This window comes from Zoogloea ramigera (assembly GCF_006539865.1).
Taxonomy (GTDB): Bacteria; Pseudomonadota; Gammaproteobacteria; order Burkholderiales; family Rhodocyclaceae; genus Zoogloea; species Zoogloea ramigera.
Genome location: NZ_BJNV01000007.1, coordinates 115,268 through 137,817, shown reverse-complemented (window position 1 = coordinate 137,817; position 22,550 = coordinate 115,268). Strand labels below are relative to the sequence as shown.

At 57.6% G+C, this 22,550-nt stretch carries 25 protein-coding genes and 1 tRNA gene; 5 read left to right on the top strand and 21 right to left on the bottom strand.

From position 1 onward, the window contains the following. The first annotated feature begins 30 nt into the window (after positions 1-30). The 5 genes from ZRA01_RS03340 to ZRA01_RS03320 are packed head-to-tail and all read left to right on the top strand — an operon-like array spanning position 31 to position 2,537. Positions 31-846, top strand: coding sequence for an ABC transporter permease (locus ZRA01_RS03340; protein WP_141349376.1), 816 nt, complete (start codon positions 31-33; stop codon positions 844-846). Then, positions 843-1,379, top strand: coding sequence for a nitrous oxide reductase accessory protein NosL (locus tag ZRA01_RS03335; RefSeq protein ID WP_141349337.1), 537 nt, complete (start codon positions 843-845; stop codon positions 1,377-1,379). The genes ZRA01_RS03340 and ZRA01_RS03335 overlap by 4 nt, the downstream gene beginning before the upstream one ends. Before the next feature lie 2 nt (positions 1,380-1,381). After that, positions 1,382-1,654 (top strand): hypothetical protein, encoded by a 273-nt coding sequence (locus ZRA01_RS03330; RefSeq protein ID WP_141349336.1) that lies wholly within the window; start codon positions 1,382-1,384, stop codon positions 1,652-1,654. Continuing rightward, entirely contained in the window at positions 1,651-2,019 is a 369-nt protein-coding gene (locus ZRA01_RS03325; RefSeq protein WP_141349335.1) for a toxin-antitoxin system TumE family protein, read from the top strand. Before ZRA01_RS03330 ends, ZRA01_RS03325 begins: the two co-directional genes overlap by 4 nt. Before the next feature lie 2 nt (positions 2,020-2,021). Beyond that, on the top strand, positions 2,022-2,537 hold the full coding sequence (locus ZRA01_RS03320) for a nitrous oxide reductase accessory protein NosL (protein ID WP_141349334.1): 516 nt from the start codon (positions 2,022-2,024) through the stop codon (positions 2,535-2,537). A gap of 241 nt (positions 2,538-2,778) precedes the next feature. Here ZRA01_RS03320 and ZRA01_RS03315 read toward each other — a convergent pair whose 3' ends face one another. From ZRA01_RS03315 to pstC, 21 genes are all read right to left on the bottom strand, one after another. Further along, complete coding sequence (locus ZRA01_RS03315) at positions 2,779-3,180, bottom strand: c-type cytochrome (protein ID WP_141349333.1); 402 nt, start codon at positions 3,178-3,180, stop codon at positions 2,779-2,781. A 467-nt stretch (positions 3,181-3,647) separates the two neighbouring features. After that, a complete protein-coding gene (nuoN, locus tag ZRA01_RS03310; RefSeq protein WP_141349332.1) occupies positions 3,648-5,114 on the bottom strand; it encodes an NADH-quinone oxidoreductase subunit NuoN in 1,467 nt (488 codons plus the stop codon). Between the two features lie 42 nt (positions 5,115-5,156). Then, positions 5,157-6,638, bottom strand: a complete 1,482-nt coding sequence (locus ZRA01_RS03305) for an NADH-quinone oxidoreductase subunit M (protein WP_141349331.1) — start codon at positions 6,636-6,638, stop codon at positions 5,157-5,159. A gap of 79 nt (positions 6,639-6,717) precedes the next feature. Beyond that, entirely contained in the window at positions 6,718-8,751 is a 2,034-nt protein-coding gene (gene nuoL, locus ZRA01_RS03300; RefSeq protein ID WP_141349330.1) for an NADH-quinone oxidoreductase subunit L, read from the bottom strand. Positions 8,752-8,763: 12 nt separating this feature from the next. Continuing rightward, positions 8,764-9,069, bottom strand: a complete 306-nt coding sequence (nuoK, locus tag ZRA01_RS03295) for an NADH-quinone oxidoreductase subunit NuoK (RefSeq protein ID WP_141349329.1) — start codon at positions 9,067-9,069, stop codon at positions 8,764-8,766. A 31-nt stretch (positions 9,070-9,100) separates the two neighbouring features. After that, entirely contained in the window at positions 9,101-9,703 is a 603-nt protein-coding gene (locus ZRA01_RS03290; RefSeq protein ID WP_141349328.1) for an NADH-quinone oxidoreductase subunit J, read from the bottom strand. 41 nt (positions 9,704-9,744) lie between these two features. Then, positions 9,745-10,233, bottom strand: a complete 489-nt coding sequence (gene nuoI, locus ZRA01_RS03285) for an NADH-quinone oxidoreductase subunit NuoI (protein WP_141349327.1) — start codon at positions 10,231-10,233, stop codon at positions 9,745-9,747. Positions 10,234-10,243: 10 nt separating this feature from the next. Next, a complete protein-coding gene (gene nuoH, locus ZRA01_RS03280; RefSeq protein WP_141349326.1) occupies positions 10,244-11,293 on the bottom strand; it encodes an NADH-quinone oxidoreductase subunit NuoH in 1,050 nt (349 codons plus the stop codon). After that, complete coding sequence (gene nuoG / locus ZRA01_RS03275; protein WP_141349325.1) at positions 11,293-13,647, bottom strand: NADH-quinone oxidoreductase subunit NuoG; 2,355 nt, start codon at positions 13,645-13,647, stop codon at positions 11,293-11,295. Before nuoG ends, nuoH begins: the two co-directional genes overlap by 1 nt. A gap of 7 nt (positions 13,648-13,654) precedes the next feature. After that, positions 13,655-14,965: an NADH-quinone oxidoreductase subunit NuoF gene (nuoF, locus tag ZRA01_RS03270; protein WP_174851583.1), complete on the bottom strand. Its 1,311-nt coding sequence runs from the start codon at positions 14,963-14,965 to the stop codon at positions 13,655-13,657. Beyond that, a complete protein-coding gene (gene nuoE / locus ZRA01_RS03265) occupies positions 14,962-15,438 on the bottom strand; it encodes an NADH-quinone oxidoreductase subunit NuoE (protein WP_141349324.1) in 477 nt (158 codons plus the stop codon). Before nuoE ends, nuoF begins: the two co-directional genes overlap by 4 nt. 58 nt (positions 15,439-15,496) lie before the next feature. Next, a complete protein-coding gene (locus ZRA01_RS03260; protein ID WP_141349323.1) occupies positions 15,497-16,750 on the bottom strand; it encodes an NADH-quinone oxidoreductase subunit D in 1,254 nt (417 codons plus the stop codon). Continuing rightward, complete coding sequence (locus ZRA01_RS03255; protein ID WP_141349322.1) at positions 16,743-17,345, bottom strand: NADH-quinone oxidoreductase subunit C; 603 nt, start codon at positions 17,343-17,345, stop codon at positions 16,743-16,745. The genes ZRA01_RS03260 and ZRA01_RS03255 overlap by 8 nt, the downstream gene beginning before the upstream one ends. A 12-nt stretch (positions 17,346-17,357) precedes the next feature. Continuing rightward, on the bottom strand, positions 17,358-17,834 hold the full coding sequence (locus ZRA01_RS03250; RefSeq protein ID WP_141349321.1) for a NuoB/complex I 20 kDa subunit family protein: 477 nt from the start codon (positions 17,832-17,834) through the stop codon (positions 17,358-17,360). 47 nt (positions 17,835-17,881) lie between these two features. Next, positions 17,882-18,256 (bottom strand): NADH-quinone oxidoreductase subunit A, encoded by a 375-nt coding sequence (gene ndhC / locus ZRA01_RS03245; protein ID WP_141349320.1) that lies wholly within the window; start codon positions 18,254-18,256, stop codon positions 17,882-17,884. Positions 18,257-18,339: 83 nt separating this feature from the next. Further along, a tRNA-Leu gene (locus tag ZRA01_RS03240) sits at positions 18,340-18,424 on the bottom strand. 62 nt (positions 18,425-18,486) lie between these two features. Continuing rightward, the gene (gene secG / locus ZRA01_RS03235) at positions 18,487-18,852 is read right to left on the bottom strand and encodes a preprotein translocase subunit SecG (protein ID WP_141349319.1); all 366 of its coding nucleotides are present in this window, start codon (positions 18,850-18,852) and stop codon (positions 18,487-18,489) included. Between the two features lie 21 nt (positions 18,853-18,873). Then, entirely contained in the window at positions 18,874-19,623 is a 750-nt protein-coding gene (gene tpiA / locus ZRA01_RS03230) for a triose-phosphate isomerase (RefSeq protein ID WP_141349318.1), read from the bottom strand. A gap of 107 nt (positions 19,624-19,730) precedes the next feature. Next, positions 19,731-20,537 carry a phosphate ABC transporter ATP-binding protein PstB gene (gene pstB, locus ZRA01_RS03225; RefSeq protein WP_141349317.1) on the bottom strand — a complete coding sequence of 269 codons (807 nt, stop codon included), beginning with the start codon at positions 20,535-20,537 and terminating at the stop codon, positions 19,731-19,733. Between the two features lie 41 nt (positions 20,538-20,578). Next, positions 20,579-21,427 (bottom strand): phosphate ABC transporter permease PstA, encoded by an 849-nt coding sequence (pstA, locus tag ZRA01_RS03220; protein WP_141349316.1) that lies wholly within the window; start codon positions 21,425-21,427, stop codon positions 20,579-20,581. After that, positions 21,427-22,470, bottom strand: a complete 1,044-nt coding sequence (pstC, locus tag ZRA01_RS03215) for a phosphate ABC transporter permease subunit PstC (RefSeq protein ID WP_246093267.1) — start codon at positions 22,468-22,470, stop codon at positions 21,427-21,429. The genes pstA and pstC overlap by 1 nt, the downstream gene beginning before the upstream one ends. Positions 22,471-22,550 lie beyond the last annotated feature (80 nt).

Below are 22,550 nucleotides of genomic sequence, written 5' to 3'. Positions count from 1 at the left end.
TCCCTATTCCCCAAGACAAACATGCTCTCCATCGACTTCAGACAAATCGCCATCGTCGCCGGCAAGGAGTTCTGGGACCGCATCCGCAACCGCTGGGTGCTCGCCGTTGCGCTGGTGTTCACCGCCTTCGCGCTGGTGATCGCCTACTTCGGCGCGGCTCAGCAGGGTGCCGTGGGCTTTCGTAGCATCGAGGTCACCATCGCCTCGCTGGTCAGCCTGGTGATCTACCTGATCCCGCTGATCGCCCTGATCCTTGGCTTCGACGCCGTGGTCGGCGAGCGGGAGCGCGGCTCCCTCGACCTGCTCCTCACGCTGCCGATCACCCGCCGCGAGCTCATCCTCGGTAAATACACCGGGCTCGCCGCGGCGCTCGCCTTCTCGACCATCGCCGGCTTCGGCGCCGTCGGCCTGATCCTGTCGCCCCAGCTCAACCTCACCGCCCTCTTCCACTACGCCGGCTTCATGTTCTCGGCGATCCTCCTCGGGCTCGCCTTCCTGAGCCTCGCCGTGATGCTGTCAGTCTTCGCTTCCGACCGCACCCGCGCCTCCGGCCTCGCCATCGGCACCTGGTTCTTCTTCGTGCTGGTCTTCGACCTGCTCATCCTCGGCATGCTGGTCGTCACCGCCGGCGACTACGGCGGCGCGGTGTTCCCCTACCTGCTACTGCTCAACCCGGCCGACGTCTTCCGTGTGCTCAACGTCTTCACGCTGGACGAGGTGCGCACCCTCTACGGCCTCGCCACCGTTTTCCCCGAAGCCCTGAGCAGCCCGACCATCCTCGGCGGCGTCATGCTGGCCTGGATCGTCGGCCCGCTGGCCATCGCCATCTGGAGATTCGAACGATGAGATTCCCGCACCCCATCCACAATCTGGCCCGGCATACCGCCGCCCTGCTCGTCGCCGCAAGCCTGCTCACCGCCTGCAGCAAGAGCGCCGACGCACCCGTGGCCCCCACCGAGATCGCGAAGGACACCTACTGCGCCCTCGACGGCATGCTGCTGGCCGACTACCCCGGCCCCAAGGCGCAGATCCACTACGACGGCACCCCGGCACCCGACTTCTTCTGCGACACCATGGAGATGTTCTCGCTGCTCCTCAAACCCGAGCAAGCCCGCAAGGTCGCCGCCGCCTATGTGCAGGCCATGGACCAGACCGACTGGAACCAGCCCAAAGGCGCCTGGATCGACGCCAAAAAAGCCTTCTATGTAGTGGGCTCCAAGAAACGCGGCGCCATGGGCCCGACCATTCCCTCCTTCGCCACCCGCGAAGGCGCCCAGGCCTTCGCCGACAAGGAAGGCGGCAAGGTGCATCCCTTTGCCGAAATCACCACCGACATGGCCCGCCTCGACGGCGGTGCCCTGCACGACCAGAGAATGTGAGCATGGACCCGTTCTACAGCGACATCTCCCCTGACGACGCCATCGAGATCGAGCATCTCGCCCGCCTGATGTACGACCTGCGCAGCGCCCGCGACAAGCTACTGGTCCAGCTCGGTGCCAGTGATGCTGCCGATGTGCTCAAGCGCATCACCTCGGGCGAGCTCCCCGAACACCCAAGCTACGAACACTACCTTTCGCTAGGAATCCTCGCCGACCTTCACGGCCAGGTTCGCAGCGAGCTGGCCACCTGCGTCAAGGAGAGCCGCACCCGATGAGCCTGCATCTCGACCTCGCCGCCCTGATCGAAGAACACTTCGGCGAACACCTGGAAACGCCCGTAGACGTCAAATACGACGCCCTGATCGCCCACTTTGCCAATGGCGTGACCCTGGAAGCCCGCATCGCAGCGCCCGACGCCTACACCATCGCCTGGGCCTGGGGTGAAGCGGAGTTTCGCATCGACACGGCCCCACTTCACCCTGAGCTCGCCACCCGGCCGAATCACCTCCACACCGCCGACGGCAAGCTTCTCGCCGATCCGCTCACTCGCACCGACGCAAGCGCTTGGGACAATCTGCAGCGCGTCATCACCACCATTCTCGACAACCCGCTTCTGGAAAAACCCGCTATCGGAGCCTGAGCATGAGAACCACGCTGCTGTCGTCCCTTCTTGCCGCCCCACTCCTGGCCGGCAGCCTCCTGATCGCCCAGCCCCACGCCGAGGCCGCCGATCTGTCACCGCAGTATGTCCAGCGGTCCACGCGCTGCCCCGTGTGCGGCATGTATCCCTACCGTACCCCCCAGTGGACAGGTCAGATCATCTTCAACGACCAGAGCGCCAGCAGCTTCGACTCGCCGGTGGACATGTTCCGATTTCTGAATAACATGGCGCTCTTCGACAAGCAGCACAAAGCAACCGACATCGGCGCCATCTATGTGGCCGATTACGGCACCAAGGCCTGGGCGGACGCCCGCAAGGCCTTCTTTGTTCACGGCTCGACCGCACGCGGCCCGATGAATGACCCGAACCTCCCCGCCTTCGCCACCCGCGAGGCCGCTGATGCCTTCGCCAAAGCCCAGGGCGGCAAGGTGCTCACGTTCGCAGAGGTGACGCGGGACATCATCAAGAGCCTCAATACCAGCTCGCACCAGCATTGACCCTGCGCCGCCCCTCGATCAGGCCGGCCCGCCCCTCGAGCAGCCGGCTTGAGCTAGCGTCAGGTGGGCCCCACAGATGACGTCCGGAAAAACCGAATAAAGCCTGGCATCCGGCCAGACCCTGATAAAAGCCACCGCCATAAAACGAAAAACCGACCCGCAGAGGTCGGTTTTTTTTGGCCAGGGTATCCCTCCGAGTAACAGAACGGTCTAGCCGTGCAACGCGGCAAGGCGCCCCTCTTTACTGCGACTTCGCGACCATGAAGTCAACAATGACCTTCATCTCATCGTCGCTGAGCGAGGGGTTGCCACCCTTCGCAGGCATGGCCCCCTTGGCACCGTTGAAGCCCTCGATGGCGTGCTTGTAGAGCGTGTCCTGCCCCTGCGCGATACGCGGCCCCCAATCGGCCTTGTCACCGAGCTTCGGCGCACCAGCGACACCCGTCTGGTGGCACATGGCGCAAGTTTTCTTGAACAGCTCGGCACCCTTTCCGCCATCTGCAGCCGCATCAGCAACAGGAGCAGGCGCGGAGGCCGCAGGCGCAGCTGCGGGAGGGGGAGCCTCGGACTTCGGGGGTTCCGACTTGCCGCAGGCAGCAAGCAGACCGACTAGAAGAAGCGGCAGCAGGGTCTTTATTTGCATGATGAACTCTAATAGAAGTTGGGTTGGGGATTGACGCCAGAGCGCCTACACGAACCGGATACTATTCTCTCGCCCCCCTGCCGGGCATTGACTCGTATCAAGCAGCGCTCCTCGACTAGCAACCGGCACTGATGCGCAGATCAGGGCTTTCGCAACACTGAGGTCGGCTGAATCTGACTCGGAAACCGCGCTTCGATGCAACACGCCTCACATCGCGACAGAGCACCTGCCAACAACCAAGCCGCGCACGCACCCAGGGCGTACGTGTAACGACACGACCCCACTCGGCAGACAGAAACATCAAACCGCCCTGCGTCTCATGTAACGCCATGAAACTGCGGGACACGCGAAGGCTCGGCGAGCCACCGCCGGCACACTGCAAAAAAACAGCGGTCGGTATTTCTACCGACCGCCAGGTTCCTACCGTTCAATTAGCTGGTTCGTGAGCGAACCAGACATCGTTTCTATTAGAACGATTGCAGCATCGACTGATCGCAGATCCACATCACCCAGCCGGGCAGAAGACCAAGCGCTGCGATGGCGAGAGCGTTGAGTGAAAGTGCCACACGCATGGTAGCCGGCGTCGCGATGGGTGAAGAGTCTTGCGGCTCATCAAAGAACATCACCTTGACCACGCGCAGGTAATAGAAGGCACCGATCAGAGACATCATCACGGCAAAAACCGCGAGCCACTTGTAACCCGAAGCGACAACCGCAAGCAGCACCGAGAACTTCGCGTAAAAACCGATGAAGAACGGAATACCCGCCATCGAGAACATCACGATCGCCATCATGCCGGCAAACCACGAACTACGCTTGTTGAGCCCCTTGAGGTCTTCCAGCGTCTCGGCATCAAAGCCCGCGCGGGAGAGCACAAGCAGCACACCGAAAGCCGCGAGCGTCATCAGCACATACGAGAACACATAGAACATCGCCGAGCTGTAGGCGTTCAGCGCGAAGTGCCTGTCGCCCTCAACAACACCGGAAACAAGGCCAAGCAGCATGAAACCCATATGTGAAATACCGGAGTAACCGAGCATCCGCTTGAGGTTGGGCTGAGCGATTGCAGCAATGTTACCCAACGCAATCGACAAAACCGCCAGGAACATCAGCATCGACTGCCACTGATCAGCGAGCTCGAACAGCCCATTCACCAGCAGGCGCATGGCCATACCAAATGCAGCCAGCTTGGGAGCCGAAGCGATCAGCAGCGTGACAGAGGTCGGTGCGCCTTGATACACGTCGGGGATCCACATATGGAAGGGAACCACACCGAGCTTGAAAGCGAGACCCGCAACAACAAACACCAGGCCAAACATCAGAACCGTCTTGTCGCCGCCCTGGTGATAAATCGCCTGCGCGATGCGAGACAACTCGAGACTGCCCGTTGCACCGTAGAGCATCGACATGCCGTAGAGAAGCAAACCCGAGGCCAGCGCGCCGAGAACGAAATACTTCATCGCAGCCTCGGTGGCGCGAGCAGAGTCACGCTGCGTCGCAACAAGCGCATAAAGCGACAGGGACAGCAGTTCCAGGCCCAGATACAAAGTCAGGAAATGATTGGCAGCAATCATCACCATCATGCCAAGCGTGGCGTAGATCACCAGCATGTAGTACTCGGTCGACTCGATCCTGCGATCACCGATGTAGCTGCGGGAATAAAGCAGTACCACCGCCACTGAGAGATAGACCATCAACTTGAGGAAATCGCCCATCAAGTCATCAACGTACATGTTGGTGAATGTGAGCGTAACCTGCCCGTCCATGGTGTACACCGTGACGACCGCTGCACCCAGGAGAGTGAATTGCGTCAGGTAATACGAAAGGCTTCGTGAGTTCTGTAGAAACGTGCCTGTCATCAGAACGACGAACGACATCGCCACCACAAAGAGCTCCGCCGCGGCGGGATAGAAATCCGGAATAACAAAGTTCATCTTGAGATCACAATCCGATGGTTTCGTCTCTGCTACCTGAGATCAGAGTTTGCTCACGGCAACGTGCTTAAGCAGGTCAGTCACAGACGCATGCATGACCTCGGTGACGGGGAAGGGGTAGATCCCCATGGCCAAAACACAGATGGCAAGAACGGAGAGGAATGCGAACTCCCGCCCATTGATGTCCGTGAGCTCAGACACGTGATGATTGGTGACTGCACCGAACACGACACGCTTGTACATCCACAGGGTGTAAGCGGCGCCCACGATCAACGTCGTCGCGGCAGCAAAGCCCACCCAGAAGTTGTACTTAACGGCACCAAGCACCACCATGAACTCGCCCACAAAACCCGAGGTTGCCGGCAGACCGGAGTTCGCCATCGCAAACAGCATGAAGAAAGCAGCGAACTTTGGCATCACATTCACAACGCCGCCGTAATCGGCAATCTGACGGGAGTGCATGCGATCGTACAGCACGCCAATAGACGCAAACATCGCGCCAGAAACGAAGCCGTGGGAAATCATCTGGACGAGAGCGCCCTCAATACCGATCGGATTGAAGATGAAGAACCCGAGAGTCACGAAACCCATGTGGGAGATCGACGAATAGGCCACCAGTTTCTTCATGTCGGTCTGAACGAGTGCCACAAAACCGATGTAAATGACGGCGATCAGAGACAGCGTGATGATCACGGGAGCAAGCGCTTGACTGGCGTCCGGTGCGATTGGCAGCGAGAAGCGTAGAAAACCGTAGGCACCAAGCTTCAGCGCAATTGCCGCCAGAACGATTGACCCCCCGGTCGGCGCTTCGACGTGCGCATCGGGCAACCACGTGTGCACCGGGAACATCGGAACCTTAACTGCGAAAGAGGCCAGGAAGAACCAGAAGATCCAAGTCTGATCCCACATGCCGAGTTTCAGCTTGTGCCATTCCAAGATGCTGAAACTGCCACCCGACTCCATGAACAGATAAAGCAAGGCGACCAGCATCAACAACGAACCTGCCAGCGTGTACAGGAAAAACTTGATCGCCGCATAGACACGGTTGGCCCCACCCCAAACGCCAATGATGATGAACAACGGGATCAGGGATGCCTCGAAAAAGACGTAAAACAAAACACCGTCGAGCGCGCTGAAGATCCCGTTGATCAGGCCGGACATGATCAGGAAAGCGGCCATGTATTGAGCGACCTTTTCCTGGATCACTTCCCAACCGGCAACAACAACGATCACCGTGATGAAGCTGTTCAACAGAACGAAGAGCACCGAAATACCATCGACACCCAGCGCGTAGTTGATGTTGAACCGGGGAATCCAGGTGTGAGTTTCAGTGAACTGCATGGCGCTCGTCGCCACATCGAACATCGTGTAGAGCGGGATGCTGACCGCCAGCCCGGCCAGGGCCGCTGCAATCGCAACGAACCTGGCGAGCGATGCGTTGCGATCCGACCCGGTGGCAAGCACGAGAAGGCCACCAACAATTGGAACCCAAATCGCTAGGCTGAGGAATGGAGTATCCGTCATTTCTACTTTCCGTTCTATGCACCTTGTAGCGGCGCTCAAATCCCTAAACTACAAAAGTCTGTCGATAACGCACGCAAAATCAGGCGCGATTGAACCAGAAGGTCAGCAACACAAACACACCGACAATCATCGAGAAGGCATATTGATAAATATGCCCGCTCTGGAAAAGCCGGGTCAGCTGCGCGATAACGCCAACCAACTTGGCAGATCCATTCACAGCCATGCCGTCGATCAGAGTCTGATCACCAACCTTCCACAGACCACGACCGAGAAGACGCGCACCACCCGCAAAGAAGATCTCGTTGAACTTGTCAAAGTAGTACTTGTTCTCGAGCAGGGTATGAATCGGCTTGAAGGTCTTCATGATCGCAGCGGGGATCGCAGGCATCTTCATGTAGAACAGCCAGGCGACCGCGACGCCACTCATCGCAAGGATGAACGGCAAGGTCGTCATGCCATGGATTGCCATGCCGACAGCGCCATGGAACTCGTGACCCAGCTCGGCCATCACAGGATGGCTATCGGAGAAGTGAATGACACCCTTGAAGAAATCGCCAAACAACATCGGTTCGATGGTGAAGAAGCCAATCAGTACCGAGGGAATCGCAAGCAGAACCAGAGGAACTGTGACAACCCACGGAGACTCATGAGGCTTCTGCCCCGGCGCCAGGCCATGGTGATGCTCGTCGTGACCGTGCTCGTCGTCACCATGAGCAGCACTGTGATCGCCGTGAGCATCATGCTCGACAGCCTTGCCAAAACGCTCCTCCCCGTGGAACACGAGGAAATACATCCGGAAAGAATAGAACGCGGTAACGAACACGCCAGCGATCACGCAGAAGTACGCGTAACCAGCCCCAGGAATGTGCGACAACTGCACGGCTTCGATGATCGAATCCTTGGAGTAAAAGCCAGAGAGGAAGGGAAAACCGATCAGTGCGAGGGAACCCAGCAAAGAAGTGATCCAGGTGATCGGCATGTACTTCCAAAGGCCACCCATGTTGCGCATGTCCTGATCGTGATGCATGCCGATGATCACCGAACCAGCACCCAGGAACAACAGCGCCTTGAAGAAAGCGTGGGTCATCAGGTGAAACACTGCAGCTGAATAGGCCGAGACACCCAACGCAACAGTCATGTAACCAAGCTGAGACAGGGTCGAATAAGCAACAACGCGCTTGATGTCGTTCTGTACGATCCCGAGGAAACCCATGAATAGCGCCGTGGTGGCACCTATCACCAGCACAAAGGAGAGCGCCGCCTCAGATAGTTCGAACAAGGGAGACATGCGCGCAACCATGAAAATCCCCGCCGTAACCATCGTCGCCGCATGGATCAGGGCGGAAATGGGGGTCGGGCCCTCCATGGAGTCAGGTAGCCAGACGTGCAGGGGAACCTGAGCGGACTTACCCATTGCACCAATGAACAGCCCGATACAAATCGCGGTAATCAACGGCCAGCCCGTTTCGGGAACGGTCATGGCAGCCAGGGCCGGCGCTTTGGCAAACACTTCCGCGTAATTGAGCGTATTCGCAAATGCAGCGATCAGGCCAATACCGAGGAGAAAACCGAAATCCCCGACACGATTGACCAGGAAGGCCTTCATATTTGCAAAAATTGCAGTCGGCCGCGTGTACCAGAAGCCGATCAGCAGGTAAGAGACGAGACCCACCGCTTCCCAACCAAAGAACAGCTGGAGGAAGTTGTTGGACATCACCAACATCAGCATCGAGAACGTGAACAGCGAGATATAGCTAAAGAAGCGCTGATAACCGGGGTCTTCCGACATGTAGCCGATCGTGTACAGGTGCACCATCAGCGAAACGAAGGTCACCACGAGCATCATCATCACGGTGAGCGAGTCGATCAGGAAACCGACCTCGAAGGTGATTCCGCCGCTGGTGGCCCAAGTGTAGAGAGTCCCGTTGAAGGTGTTGCCCGCCTGGACATCCTGGAACACAAACACGGACCCCACAAAGGCGGTAGCCACGCCGAGAATCGTCACGATATGCGCACCGCGCCTACCTACGATCTTGCCGAACAGGCCAGCCACAATCGCACCGAACAGCGGTGCCAGCGGAACCAGCAGGTAGAGTTTTTGCATCTCCGTCATCGAAACGCTTCCTTATCCCTTGAGACTGTCCAGATCATCGACGTGGATCGTCCGCAGATTACGGAACAGAGCCACGAGAATAGCCAAACCGATTGCGGACTCTGCCGCCGCCACAGTCAAGATGAAAAATACAAAGATTTGGCCCGCAGCATCACCCAGATAGTAGGAGAACGCGACGAAATTCAAGTTGACCGCAAGCAGCATCAATTCGATGGCCATCAGCAATACGATCAAGTTTTTCCTGTTCAGGAAAATACCGACGACGCTGATAGCAAAAAGAATCGCGCCAAGGATCAAGTAATGAGACAAGGAAAGCATCTAAAATCCTCTCTAAAGCCGCCTGCCGACCTTATTTCTTTTCTGCGTCCATCGAGACGATGCGCACCCGATCATCGCGTTTAACTGCAATCTGCTTCGCAGGATCCAGCGCCTTCACGCTCTTCCGCTTGCGCAACGTCAGGGCCACAGCAGCGATCATGGCAACCAGCAGTACGATGGAAGCCAGCTCGAACGGATAGACGTAATCCGTGTAAAGCAGACGACCGAGTTCCTTGGTGTTGCTGTAGCCCGCCGGAAATTCAGCAGGCTGCGGAACATGTTCAAGACCAAAGTAACGGCTTCCCAGGACCACGACCATCTCGGCCAGCATCAGGATACCGATCAAAGCGCCGATCGGGAGGTAACTCCAGAAACCCTGCCGGATCCTCTCCAGATTGATGTCCAGCATCATCACCACGAAGAGGAAAAGGACCATGACAGCGCCGACATAGACCATCACGAGAGCGATCGCCAGAAACTCCGCATGGAGGAGCATCCAGATGCCACCCGCCGAGAAGAACGCCAGCACGAGAAATAATGCGGCATGAACCGGGTTTTTCGCGGTGATCACTCTCAACGACGCCAACACAACGACCGTCGCAAGAAAGTAAAAAACTACAGCCTGGAAATCCATAAATGCATCTCGCAAAAGTACTTCACCCTGCCTGAGGCAGTTTACCGATACTTCGAATCAGCTTCGCGATCCTTGGCAATCTGAGCTTCATTTCGATCGCCAACCGCCAGGAGCATCTGCTTCGTGTAGTAAAGATCTCCGCGAACCTCGCCGTGGTATTCAAAGATCCGCGTCTCGACGATCGCATCCACCGGACATGCCTCTTCACAGAAACCGCAGAAGATGCACTTGGTCAGGTCGATGTCGTACCGACTCGTACGACGCGTCCCGTCATCTCGCTGCTCCGATTCGATCGTAATGGCCATCGCCGGGCAGATCGCTTCACAAAGTTTGCAGGCAATACACCGCTCCTCTCCGTTCGGATAACGGCGCAGCGCATGCAAACCCCTGAAACGCGGACTTTGCGGCGTTTTCTCTTCAGGAAACTGAACGGTGATCTTGCGTGCGAAGAAATGCCGCCCCGTCAAGGCCAAGCCCTTGACCAGCTCCTTGAGGAAAAGGCTTCCTACGTAATCTTTCATAGACCCCATTTGAAAGCCCTCACTTCCAGATCGACAACGGAGACATCACCCAGACGGCAACCACCACCACCCAGAACAACGTCAAGGGAATGAATACCTTCCAGCCCAATCGCATGATGTGGTCGTAACGGAAGCGGGGGAAAGTTGCCCGGAACCACAAGAACAGGAACAGGATGAAAGAAGTCTTCAACGCAAGCCAGATGAAACCATCAGGGAGGAAACCCACCGGCGAAAGCCAGCCGCCCAGGAAGAGGATGGAGGTGAGCGCCGAAACAAGAATCATGTTGGCGTATTCGCCGAGGAAGAACAGGGCAAACGCCATACCCGAGTACTCGACCATGTGCCCAGCCACAATCTCGGACTCACCTTCGACGACGTCGAACGGGGCACGGTTGGTTTCGGCGATACCGGATATGAGATAAACGATGAACATCGGGAAGAGCGGAATCCAGTTCCAGCTCAAGACGCTCAGCCCCATGTCCGCAAACTGCCCCTTATTCTGATTATTGACAATATCCGTCAAGTTGAGACTGGACGAAATCATCAGAACACAGACCAGCGCGAAACCCATGGCGATCTCGTACGAGACCATTTGAGCCGCAGCCCGCATGCCACCGAGGAAGGCATACTTCGAGTTGGATGCCCATGCGGCGATGATCACGCCGTACACCTCGATAGACGTGATGGCGAGCAGAAACAGCAGACCCGCGTCAACATTGCCAATCACCCAGCCTTCCGAGAAAGGCACCACCGCCCATGCGGCCAGGGCAGGCCCGAGGGCCAGAACGGGGCCGATGATGAATAGGCTCTTGTTCGCGCCCGAAGGAATGATGATTTCCTTGAGCAGCAGTTTGACACCGTCAGCGATTGGCTGAAGCAAACCATAGGGGCCAACGCGGTTCGGTCCGATACGAACCTGCATGTAACCGATTACCTTGCGCTCGGCAAGCGTAAGGTAAGCGACACACAGGAACAGGGGGGCGATGATCCCGACGATCTTCAAAAGGGACCAGACCAAAGGCCAGGCCGCCCCGAAGAACTGCGCGACAGGTTCAATGTAGGATTCCATCAAATACGCTCCACGCTGACTTCACCATTAAGGCTACCGAGAGCCCATGTGCTGGAATGGGCCGCTGCCAGACGCACACACCCGGCGGCAACGCCCTCATCCTCGGACACGACAACCGTGGCGGATCCGGAAACCGAGCGTACTACGACCTTGTCACCAGCATTGAGGCCGAGGGTCTTCAGGGTAGCCGGACTGATGCGAGCGAACGGAGCCTCAGAATCCTTCGTCGCCTGGAGCGGCGCCGAGCGCCGAACGAGCGGGTCAGCGAAATGGATCGGAATATCTGCAACTCGCTGCAGCCCCTGAGACACTCCTGCCGGATTCAGCGGCTCAATATCGATATCGTTGCTAAGCCTGAACGGATCGACTGAGCCGGAGGCGCCGAGAATTTGCGCGCGAACAGCATCCACGCTCTCGTAATCGAAGTTGCCAAGCCCAAGCGCCTCGCCCAACACGCGCAAAACTTTCCATGCAGGACGTGAATCGCCCGTATTCTTTACCACCGGATGGAAAGACTGCGTACGCCCCTCGCAATTGACGAAGGCTCCGCCGGTTTCGGTGAACGGAGACACCGGCAACATAACGTCGGCGTATCCGAGTGCCTCTTCGAATTTAAACGCGCTGAGCATCACAACCATTTCCGCGGCGCCGAAGGCCTTGCGAGCTGCAACAGCGTCGCGCAGATCAAACTCCGGTTCGATCCCGAGGAGAACATACGCCTTCAAGGGTGTCGACAACATCTCGGATGCGTTCTTGCCCGACACCGCACCGAAGGGAACCGCACCCGCCAGATACCCCCCCACGCTGTTGGCCGCCTCACCCAGCACACCGAACCTGCCACCGGACAACCGGGCGATTTCGGATGCGAGCGCATGCAGGGCAACACCATCCTGGTGCTGAACCGCGTAGTTACCCATCCAGACAGCCACACGACGACCGGAGCCGAGACTACGCGCAATGGCCAGCGCCTGCTCGTCGACCTGAACGCTATCAACAAGAGCCTGGAACTCGGGCGACAGCGCCGCGCTCCCCTGCTCAACAAGGGCCTTCAAAACCTTGGCGAGAGCCGCACTCATCTCGGAAGGCGAAACACACAACTGATTCTGTAGCGCGAACTGCCAGTCATCAAAGGCCGGGTTGATGGCGCTAACCTTCAGGCCCTTTTTGACAGCCTGGCGTACCCGCTGAGCGACCAGCGGATGATCCTTACGGAAGAAGCTACCGACAATCAGAAGACGGTCCAGCCCAGCAATCTCGCTGACAGACATCCCTAGCCAAGGCGCGCCCTTCATGCGGCCGTCGGCAGAGAAATCGGACTGACGCAGCCTGAAATCGACGTTGCCAGAACCGAGACCACGAACCACGGACTGCAACAGGAAGAGTTCTTCGAGCGTGCTGTGGGGCGATCCAAGGGCACCAATGGACTCAGGACCGTGATCAGCACGAATTCCCTTCAGACCACGTACGACGTAATCCATCGCCGTCTGCCAGTCGGTTTCGATCCAGGCTCCGCCCTGCTTCACCATCGGCCGCTTCAAGCGATCTTCGCCGTTGAGGCCCTCGTAAGAGAATCGATCTTTGTCAGACAGCCAGCATTCATTGACGGCTTCATTCTCAAGCGGCAACACACGCTTGACCACGTCATGCTTGACCTGGACGATCAGATTGCTACCAAGGGAATCATGCGGGCTGATCGACTTGCGCCGGGACATTTCCCAAGCACGAGCCGCAAAGCGGAAAGGCTTTGAGGTCAAAGCACCAACAGGACAGAGGTCGATGATGTTTCCGGAAAGCTCCGAATCCACCGTCTTCTCGACGAAAGGCATGATCTCGGCGTGCTCACCGCGAAACGCCTGGCCAAGCTCCATGAGACCTGCAATTTCGGTGGTGAAACGGACACAACGCGTGCAGTTGATGCACCGGGTCATGTCGGTCGACACCAACGGGCCGAGATTCTTGTTGCCAACGACCCGCTTTTCCTCTTCGTAGCGGGACTGGGCGCCACCGTAACCAACGGAAAGATCCTGCAACTGACACTCACCACCCTGGTCACAAACCGGACAATCCAGCGGGTGGTTGATCAGCAGGAACTCCATCACACCCTTCTGAGCCTTTACTGCCTGCTCGGAATGAGTCCAGACCTTCATGCCGTTGGTGACGGGCGTCGCACACGCGGGCAGGGGCTTCGGCGCCTTCTCGACCTGCACGAGACACATACGACAGTTCGCCGCGATCGAGAGCTTTTTGTGATAGCAGAAATGGGGCACATAGGCACCAACCGTCGCCGCGGCCTCCATGACCGTGCTGCCGTCAGAGACCTGCAACTGCTTTCCGTCAATTTCGATTTCTAGCATGTCGAGCCTACGCTACGTAAATCTTGCTGCCTTCATACTGCACCTGAGGCGGTACGAGACACTTCTTGTGTTCGATATGGAACGCGAATTCGTCACCAAAATGCTTGACGAAACTCTGAACCGGCATGGACGCCGCATCGCCCAAGGCGCAAATGGTACGCCCCATTATATTAGCGGTGACACTGTTCAACAGATCGAGGTCGTCGGGACGCCCCAGACCATTTTCAATCCGATGAACAACCCGATAGAGCCAGCCTGTACCTTCACGGCACGGTGTGCACTGCCCACAGGACTCTTCGAAATAGAAATACGACAATCTCTCGAGAGCCTTGACCATGCAGGTGCTTTCATCCATCACGATGACTGCACCGGAACCAAGCATGGAGCCCGCCTTGGAGATCGAGTCGTAATCCATGGTGCAATCCATCATCACCGCACCAGGCAAGACAGGAGCCGACGACCCACCAGGGATCACCGCCTTCAACTTGCGACCGCCGCGGATGCCACCGGCCATCTCGAGCAACACGGAAAAAGGCGTACCGAGCGGAATCTCGTAATTGCCGGGTTTATTCACATGACCCGATACTGAGAACAGCTTGGTACCGCCGTTATTCGGCTTGCCGAGCGCAAGGAATGCATCCCCACCCTCACGGATGATGTAGGGAATCGACGCGAAGGTTTCGGTGTTATTGATGGTCGTCGGCTTGCCGTACAGACCAAAGCTGGCGGGGAAAGGCGGCTTGAATCTAGGCTGCCCCTTCTTGCCTTCGATCGACTCGAGTAGCGCCGTCTCTTCGCCACAGATGTAAGCACCGTACCCGTGATGAGCGAAAAGATCGAAGCTGAAATCAGAGCCAAGGATGTTCCGTCCGAGGAGGCCAGCTTCACGCGCCTCGGCGAGAGCTTCCTCGAAGCGATCGTACACCTCGAAGATTTCGCCGTGGATATAGTTGTAACCACGCTCACACCCCATCGCATAACCAGCGATGATCATGCCTTCAATGACGGTGTGCGGGTTATAACGAAGGATGTCCCTATCCTTGAAGGTGCCAGGTTCACCCTCGTCCGAATTACAGGCTAGATACTTTGCGCCAGGGAACGCCCGCGGCATGAAGCTCCACTTTAGGCCGGTAGGAAAACCTGCGCCCCCACGACCGCGCAAACCAGACTTCTTGACTTCACCAATAATTTCATCAGCCGGAATCTTCTCAGCGATGATCTTTTTCAAAGCCTCATAGCCACCACGCTTGACGTAGTCGGCCAGGCGCCAGGTGCGGTCACCATCGAGGTCGGCGAGGATAATCCCTTGAGAACTCATTTTTGAAGATCAGCCAGGAGTTGATCGATTTTTTCTTCGGTCATCCAACTACACATCTGATGATTATTCACCAGCAACACCGGAGCATCACCGCAAGCACCCATGCACTCACCTTCCTTCAGCGTGAACTTTCCGTCGGCAGTCGTCTCATTGAAATCAATGCCAAGCTTCTTCTTGATGTACTCCGCCGCATGCACTCCCCCAGACAGCGCACACGGCAAATTGGTACAAACAGTGATCTTGCGCGCCCCGACGGGGGCCAGGTCGTACATGTTGTAAAAGCTGGCTACCTCATAAACAGCAACTGGAGGCATGCCGAGGTACTTGGCAACAAACTCGATCGTCTCATTTGCCAGCCACCCCTTCTCCTGCTGCGCGATTCTGAGGGCAGACATCGACGCCGACTGCTTCTGGTCAGCCGGATACTTGGCGATCTCTTGATCAATTTTCTTTAGGGATTCGGGACTCAGCATTTTTATCCACACTCAGCAGGACGTCGACATGGCGAAGAAGCCGAAAAACGGCACTAAATCAGCGGTCTACGTCTCCAAACACGATGTCCATCGTACCGATGATCGCAACCACGTCTGCGATCATGTGGCCACGGGACATTTCGTCCATGGCCGAAAGGTGGGCAAAACCCGGCGAACGAAGTTTTATACGGTAGGGCTTGTTAGCACCATCAGACACCGCATAAACACCAAACTCGCCCTTAGGATGCTCGATCGCTGCATACACCTCTCCCGGGGGTACATGCATGCCCTCGGTGAACAGCTTGAAGTGGTGAATCAGCTCTTCCATGTTGCCCTTCATCCTTTCTCTGGACGGGGGCGCCACCTTGTGATTGCTCGAAATGACAGGACCAGGATTTTTCCGCAGCCAGTCTATGCACTGTTTCATGATCCGATTGGATTGGCGCATCTCCTCAATTCGACACAGATAGCGATCGTAGCAATCGCCTTCCACGCCGACGGGAATATCAAAGTCGAGCCGATCGTAGACTTCGTAGGGCTGCTTCTTGCGGATGTCCCACTCCACACCGGAGCCACGCAACATCACACCAGTAAAGCCGAGCGCCAGGGCCTTTTCGGGAGAAACAACACCAATACCGACCGTACGCTGCTTCCAGATACGGTTATCGGTGAGGAGGGTTTCGTAATCGTCCACGTACTTAGGGAAACGATTGGTGAAGTCCTCCAGGAAGTCGAGCAACGAACCCTGACGATTCTCATTGAGCTCCGCTACGGTTTTTGCATTCTTCCACTTGGAAACTTCATACTGAGGCATGCGATCCGGCAGGTCGCGATATACACCACCCGGACGATAGTAAGCTGCGTGCATACGTGCGCCGGAAACGGCCTCGTATGCGTCCATCAGGTCTTCACGCTCGCGGAAGGTGTAGAGCACCATCGTCATGGCGCCGATATCCAGAGCGTGAGTACCGACGGCGAGAAGGTGATTGAGCACACGCGTGATCTCGTCGTAGAGGACGCGAATGTATTGAGCTCGAAGGGGAACTTCCAGCCCCAACAGCCGCTCGATTGCCATGCAGTAGGCGTGCTCGTTACACATCATGGACACGTAGTCGAGACGGTCCATGTACGGAACGGACTGAATCCAGGTACGCGTCTCCGCGAGCTTCTCGGTGCCACGATGCAAGAGACCGATATGCGGGTCGGCTCGCTCGACGACCTCACCATCCAGCTCAAGAACCAGACGCAGGACCCCGTGCGCCGCAGGGTGCTGGGGTCCGAAGTTGATGGTGTAGTTACGGATTTCAGCCATGGCCGACATTCCCATAGTTATCGTCACGAACGATACGCGGCGTGTTCTCACGCGGCTCGATGGTGACCGGCTGATAAATCACTCGGCCAAGCTCCTGGTCGTAACGCATCTCGACATATCCCGTAACCGGAAAATCCTTGCGGAAGGGATAACCAACGAACCCATAATCGGTCAGGATACGACGTAGATCCGGATGCCCTTCGAACATGATGCCGTACAGGTCAAAAGCCTCCCGCTCAAACCAATTCACGCCAGGCCATACGTCGCAAAGCGACGGCAGGATGGGGAAGCCGTCATCAGGCGCAAAGGCGCGCAAACGGAGGCGGAAATTGTTGCTGACGGACACCAGGTGCGCAGATACCGCAAACCGCAACGCCGGCCGATCACCGGAGTAGGTCGAATAGTCCAGACCGCTCAGATCAACCAGTTGCTCGAAGCGCAGCGACGACTCGTCCCGAAGATCGCGCGCCACGGAAAGGTAGTCCTCGGCGCTCACGACGACAGTGATCTCGCCACAAGCCGTAATAACCTGAAGAAGCCGTTGACCAAATTTATCGGTCAGAAGCTGACTCAGTCGCTCAATTTTTTCGGTCATGATAGTCGACAATCAGCGGGCGATCGTGTAGCTGCGCTTGATCTTGTTTTGAAGCTGAACAATGCCGTAAAGCAGGGCTTCAGCCGTGGGAGGGCAGCCAGGAACGTAAACATCCACCGGCACGATCCGATCACAACCCCGAACGACGGAATACGAATAGTGATAATAGCCGCCGCCATTCGCACAAGACCCCATGGAAATCACCCATCGGGGCTCGGACATCTGGTCATAGACTTTGCGCAGAGCGGGCGCCATCTTGTTGCAGAGCGTTCCCGCGACGATCATCAGATCCGACTGCCGGGGGCTTGGCCGGAACACAACACCGAAACGGTCAAGATCGTAACGGGAACAACCCGCATGAATCATCTCAACGGCACAACAGGCAAGACCGAAAGTCATCGGCCAGAGCGAACCAGTACGCGTCCAGTTGATTACCGTGTCAAGAGAGGTCGTCACGAACCCCTCTTTGAAAACACCCTCGATGCTCATAGACACCCTTTAGCCAACAATTTACCCGCCACCAGCCGGACCCAGAATCACTCCCAGTCGAGAGCGCCTCTTTTCCACACGTAGATGTAGCCGAGCAGAAGAATACCGAGAAAGACAATCATCTCGAAGAACCCGAACAGCCGAATAGACTCATTGGCAGCAATCTCTTTCAGGATGGTCGCCCACGGAAAGAGAAATGCTATTTCGAGATCAAAGAGAATGAAAAGGATGGCCAGAAGATAATAGCGAACGTCGAATTTGATTCGCGCATCTTCAAACGGCTCGAAGCCGCACTCGAACGGTGACAGCTTTTCGGCGTCAGGCTTGCTGGGGCCGATAAACCAGCCCGCCACAATGGGAATAAAGCCAAAAGCAGCCGCAAACAGGATAAAAACAAGGACTGGAAAATAAGATTCCAACATTACTTGAACTCCCGCAACCAACAGCAGTCATTAGCGCTGCCTGCAAGCAAATGCCCGCTATTGCGGGCAGCTCGCTTATTTTATGGTGCCGACGATGAGACTCGAACTCATACGGCTTTCGCCACTACCCCCTCAAGATAGCGTGTCTACCAATTTCACCACGTCGGCTTGTCTGCTTGACGCTGCGCATTATAAGGCAAGCCCCCTTGAGCGCCAAGCATTACATCGTTTTATCGGGGGATATCTTTTGCCTTCGAGCCATCCTCGGCAGGAGCAGCTGGCGCCGGGATCGCGCCTGCAGCCGGCGTCTGCGCGGGCACTTCCGTCCCCATGACGCTGCTCGTGGCCGGGGTCTTGGCGCCAGCCAGATAGCTCAGCCCCAGACTGGTGACAAAAAACACCGCGGCGAGCGCCGCCGTGGTGCGGCTGAGGAAGTTTGCCGAGCCCGACGAGCCGAACAGACTACCCGAGGCACCACTTCCGAAGGCCGCCCCCATGTCCGCCCCCTTACCGTGCTGCATCAGGACAAGGCCAATGACACCAAGCCCGGCCAGCACGTGCACCGTCAATACAACCGAAAAAACCAGACCACCCATACGAACCTCCGTAAATCACATTCAGGATGCAGCTGCCGCCACACAAATCGAAGAAAAATTCTCTGCCACCAGCGAGGCGCCACCCACCAGCGCACCATCGATGTTCGGCTTGGCAAAAAGAGCCGCCGCATTCGCTGCCGTAACGCTACCACCATACAGGATACGCACCACGCCGGCCGCCACACCAGCGCCCGCCAGGCTTTCACGAATGCACACATGCATCAGCTCCGCCTGCTCCGGCGTAGCCGTGCGCCCGGTACCGATCGCCCAGACCGGCTCGTAGGCAACAACGAGCCCTGCCATGGCAACAGCCCCTAGCTGGCTCACAACAGACGCAAGCTGAGAACTTACAACTTCCTCGGCACGGCCACCGTCGCGCTCCTCCAAGGTTTCGCCGACACAGAGGATGGGCGCCAGGCCGGCATCCAGCGCAGCTGAGATCTTTGCGGCTACGAGCTGATCGCCTTCACCGTGGAGAGTGCGACGCTCCGAGTGCCCGACAAGAACCCACTCACAGCCCACATCGCGAAGCATCGGAGCAGCCACGTCGCCGGTGAAGGCGCCCGCGCTGTGCTCGCTAAGGTCCTGTGCACCGAGCCCCACCCCCAGTTCTCCAGCGAGCGCCTTGACCTGCGCGAGATAGGGATAGGGAGGACAAACGACAACGTCGACGCCCTCAGGGATAGCGCCCTTCAACCCATCGATCAGGGCAACATTCCGTGCCTGACCACCGTTCATCTTCCAGTTGCCGACGACTAGCTTTTTTCGCACGCTTAGCACCAAAGGCAAAGTTCTCGATTTTAGCCATGACACCGCCGCAGGTCAAAAAAAAGGGCTGGCCAGAGCCAACCCTTTCACTGCAACGGTCCTTTGCGAACTCAGCCAAACCGACCGGTGATATAGTCTTCGGTCTCCTTGCGCTTCGGCTTGATAAAAATTTCATCGGTCAGACCAAACTCGACAAGCTCGCCCAGATACATATATGCGGTGTAGTCCGACACGCGGGCGGCCTGCTGCATGTTGTGGGTGACGATGGCGATCGTGTATTCGCTCTTCAGCTCATGGACCAGTTCCTCAACCTTTGCGGTTGAGATCGGATCGAGGGCTGAGGTGGGCTCATCGAGCAAGAGGACTTCCGGCTTGACGGCCACGCCGCGCGCAATGCAGAGCCGCTGCTGCTGACCGCCGGACAAGGACAGGCCGCTCTGATTCAGCTTGCCCTTGACTTCATCCCACAGGGCGGCCTTGCGGAGCGCCCATTCGACGCGGTTGTCCATGTCGGCCCGCGACAGGCTCTCGTAGAGACGCACGCCGAAGGCAATGTTCTCGTAGATCGACATCGGGAAAGGTGTCGGCTTCTGGAAGACCATGCCCACCTTGGCCCGCAGGGCGTTCACGTCCTGCCCCTCGTCGAGCACGTTGCGCCCGTTGAGGAGAATCTCTCCGGTCGCGCGCTGCCCCGGATACAGATCGTACATGCGGTTCAGGGTTCGCAGAAGCGTGGACTTGCCACAACCGGAGGGCCCAATGAAGGCGGTCACCATCCCCTCATGGATATCCAGGTTAATGTGCTTCAGCCCCTGAAACGAGCCATAAAAGAAGTCGAGATTGCGGATCTTGATCTTCGGTTCCGCACCCTGCGCAGCCACTGCCGCGGGTTCGCCGCGCAGTTGCGAGAAAGACATGTCGCGCGTCGTAACAGTAGGAGATTGCATCTTGGATTTCCTTAAATCTTCTTGCGGAACAGGGTGCGAACGAGGATGTTCAGACAAAGCACACCGAAGGTGATGATGATCGCGCCGCCCCAGGCCAGGGAGTTCCAGTTTTCATAGGGGCTCATGGCGTACTGGAAGATCACCACCGGCAGGTTGGCCATCGGGCCGTTCAGGTCCAGGCTCATGAACTGGTTGTTCAGGGCGGTGAACAGCAAGGGTGCCGTTTCACCGCTGACCCGCGCAATGGCAAGCAGGATGCCGGTCAGGACACCAGCCTTAGCCGCACGCAGCACAACGCTCAGAACGACCTTCCATCGCGGTGCACCGAGGGCCGAGGCCGCTTCACGCAAGCTCGCCGGAACCAGATTGAGCATGTTCTCGGTGGTCCGCACGACCACCGGAATCGCGATCAGTGCGAGCGCCAGGGAGCCCGCCCAGCCCGAAAAGTGCTGCACCTGCGCCACATAAACAGCGTAGATGAAAACGCCGATGACGATGGATGGAGCAGACAGCAGGATGTCGTTGATGAAGCGGGTTGTCGGTGCAAGCCAGCCACGCCGCCCGAACTCGGAAAGATAGACACCCGCCAGAATACCGATGGGCGTCGCAATGAAGGTTGCCACGCCGACCATCGCCGCGCTGCCGAGGATCGCGTTGGCAAGCCCCCCCTCTGAGCCCGGCGCGGGCGTTGAGGCAGTAAAGAGCGTCAGGCTCAACGCACCGAACCCCTTGTACAAAAGAACGGCGAGAATCCACGCCAGGAAACCCATGCCGATCACCATCGCCAGAATCGACAACACCAAAGCCAGCCGATTGGTTCGTACGCGTTTGCGATACAGCGCAGTCGTTTCGAGTGCCATCAGGTTTTCTCCCCTTCGCTGCGCTGCAGACGCATCAGCAGAATCTTGGAAATCGCCAGCACGACGAAGGTCACGAAGAACAGGATCAAGCCCAGCGCGATCAGGGACGCGACGTGCAGGTCAGATGAAGCCTCAGCGAATTCGTTTGCCAGCGTAGAAGCGATGCTGTTGCCCGCCTCGTAGAGCGAAGGGCTGATGCGATGGGCGTTGCCGATGACGAAGGTCACGGCCATCGTCTCACCGAGCGCCCGGCCCAGGCCGAGCATCACGCCACCGATGACACCTACACGGGTATAGGGCAGAACCACGTTCCACACCACCTCCCAGGTCGTCGCCCCCAGCCCGTAGGCAGACTCCTTGAGGATGCCGGGCACCACTTCAAAGACATCGCGCATCACCGAGGCGATGAACGGAATAACCATGACCGCCAGGATCAGACCAGCGGAAAGGATGCCGATACCGTTCTGCGGCCCCTGGAACAAGACGCCGACAAACGGCAACTGACCCAAGGTTCCGCTCAGCAGCGGCTGAATGTAGTCGGCAAAGAGCGGCGCAAAAACGAACAAGCCCCACATGCCATAGATGATGCTGGGCACGGCCGCGAGCAATTCAACCGCCACGCCGAGCGGTGCGCGCAAGGCCGGCGGGCACAATTCGGTAAGAAACAGGGCGATCCCGAAGCTCACCGGCACCGCCACCAGCAAGGCGATCAGAGACGTACTCAAGGTGCCGTAAACCGAAATCAGGCCGCCGAACTTGTCCAGCACCGGATTCCAGTCTGCGCTGAACGGAAAGCCCGCGCCAAACTCTTTAAGCGCCGGCAAGGCACCGTAAAACAGGGAGGCGAGGATGGCAACGAGGATCGCCAGAACCAGAAAGGCAAAGAAACGCGTGAGCTGATGAAAAAGCGCATCCTGGAAACGTTGCGCACGCATTCGATCGCGCGAAGGCTCCGGGTTTTTAACGCCACCAGCCTCGCTGGAGCCCGCCAGGCCTTGACCCGCCGGGCCTCCCGCTCCAAGAGCAGTGCTATAGGAAGACATTGCAGCTCACCGTGTTGATTCAGCACTAAAACACGGATGGGGCAAGCCGCCTCGCAGCCGCCCCATCCAGTTCGGACAAA

What these genes read in the sequence shown, in the direction of transcription:
- ZRA01_RS03290 (WP_141349328.1), bottom strand. Translation starts at nt 9,703, where the DNA reads ATGGATTTCCAGGCTGTAGTTTTTTACTTTCTTGCGACGGTCGTTGTG.
- ZRA01_RS03335 (WP_141349337.1), top strand. Translation starts at nt 843, where the DNA reads ATGAGATTCCCGCACCCCATCCACAATCTGGCCCGGCATACCGCCGCC.
- ZRA01_RS03255 (WP_141349322.1), bottom strand. Translation starts at nt 17,345, where the DNA reads ATGACCGAAAAAATTGAGCGACTGAGTCAGCTTCTGACCGATAAATTT.
- nuoG (WP_141349325.1), bottom strand. Translation starts at nt 13,647, where the DNA reads ATGCTAGAAATCGAAATTGACGGAAAGCAGTTGCAGGTCTCTGACGGC.
- ZRA01_RS03250 (WP_141349321.1), bottom strand. Translation starts at nt 17,834, where the DNA reads ATGAGCATCGAGGGTGTTTTCAAAGAGGGGTTCGTGACGACCTCTCTT.
- nuoH (WP_141349326.1), bottom strand. Translation starts at nt 11,293, where the DNA reads ATGGAATCCTACATTGAACCTGTCGCGCAGTTCTTCGGGGCGGCCTGG.
- ZRA01_RS03315 (WP_141349333.1), bottom strand. Translation starts at nt 3,180, where the DNA reads ATGCAAATAAAGACCCTGCTGCCGCTTCTTCTAGTCGGTCTGCTTGCT.
- nuoF (WP_174851583.1), bottom strand. Translation starts at nt 14,965, where the DNA reads ATGAGTTCTCAAGGGATTATCCTCGCCGACCTCGATGGTGACCGCACC.
- pstA (WP_141349316.1), bottom strand. Translation starts at nt 21,427, where the DNA reads ATGGCACTCGAAACGACTGCGCTGTATCGCAAACGCGTACGAACCAAT.
- pstC (WP_246093267.1), bottom strand. Translation starts at nt 22,470, where the DNA reads ATGTCTTCCTATAGCACTGCTCTTGGAGCGGGAGGCCCGGCGGGTCAA.
- ndhC (WP_141349320.1), bottom strand. Translation starts at nt 18,256, where the DNA reads ATGTTGGAATCTTATTTTCCAGTCCTTGTTTTTATCCTGTTTGCGGCT.
- ZRA01_RS03330 (WP_141349336.1), top strand. Translation starts at nt 1,382, where the DNA reads ATGGACCCGTTCTACAGCGACATCTCCCCTGACGACGCCATCGAGATC.
- pstB (WP_141349317.1), bottom strand. Translation starts at nt 20,537, where the DNA reads ATGTCTTTCTCGCAACTGCGCGGCGAACCCGCGGCAGTGGCTGCGCAG.
- nuoK (WP_141349329.1), bottom strand. Translation starts at nt 9,069, where the DNA reads ATGCTTTCCTTGTCTCATTACTTGATCCTTGGCGCGATTCTTTTTGCT.
- ZRA01_RS03325 (WP_141349335.1), top strand. Translation starts at nt 1,651, where the DNA reads ATGAGCCTGCATCTCGACCTCGCCGCCCTGATCGAAGAACACTTCGGC.
- secG (WP_141349319.1), bottom strand. Translation starts at nt 18,852, where the DNA reads ATGGGTGGTCTGGTTTTTTCGGTTGTATTGACGGTGCACGTGCTGGCC.
- nuoI (WP_141349327.1), bottom strand. Translation starts at nt 10,233, where the DNA reads ATGGGGTCTATGAAAGATTACGTAGGAAGCCTTTTCCTCAAGGAGCTG.
- ZRA01_RS03320 (WP_141349334.1), top strand. Translation starts at nt 2,022, where the DNA reads ATGAGAACCACGCTGCTGTCGTCCCTTCTTGCCGCCCCACTCCTGGCC.
- ZRA01_RS03305 (WP_141349331.1), bottom strand. Translation starts at nt 6,638, where the DNA reads ATGACGGATACTCCATTCCTCAGCCTAGCGATTTGGGTTCCAATTGTT.
- ZRA01_RS03260 (WP_141349323.1), bottom strand. Translation starts at nt 16,750, where the DNA reads ATGGCTGAAATCCGTAACTACACCATCAACTTCGGACCCCAGCACCCT.
- nuoL (WP_141349330.1), bottom strand. Translation starts at nt 8,751, where the DNA reads ATGACGGAGATGCAAAAACTCTACCTGCTGGTTCCGCTGGCACCGCTG.
- nuoE (WP_141349324.1), bottom strand. Translation starts at nt 15,438, where the DNA reads ATGCTGAGTCCCGAATCCCTAAAGAAAATTGATCAAGAGATCGCCAAG.
- nuoN (WP_141349332.1), bottom strand. Translation starts at nt 5,114, where the DNA reads ATGAACTTTGTTATTCCGGATTTCTATCCCGCCGCGGCGGAGCTCTTT.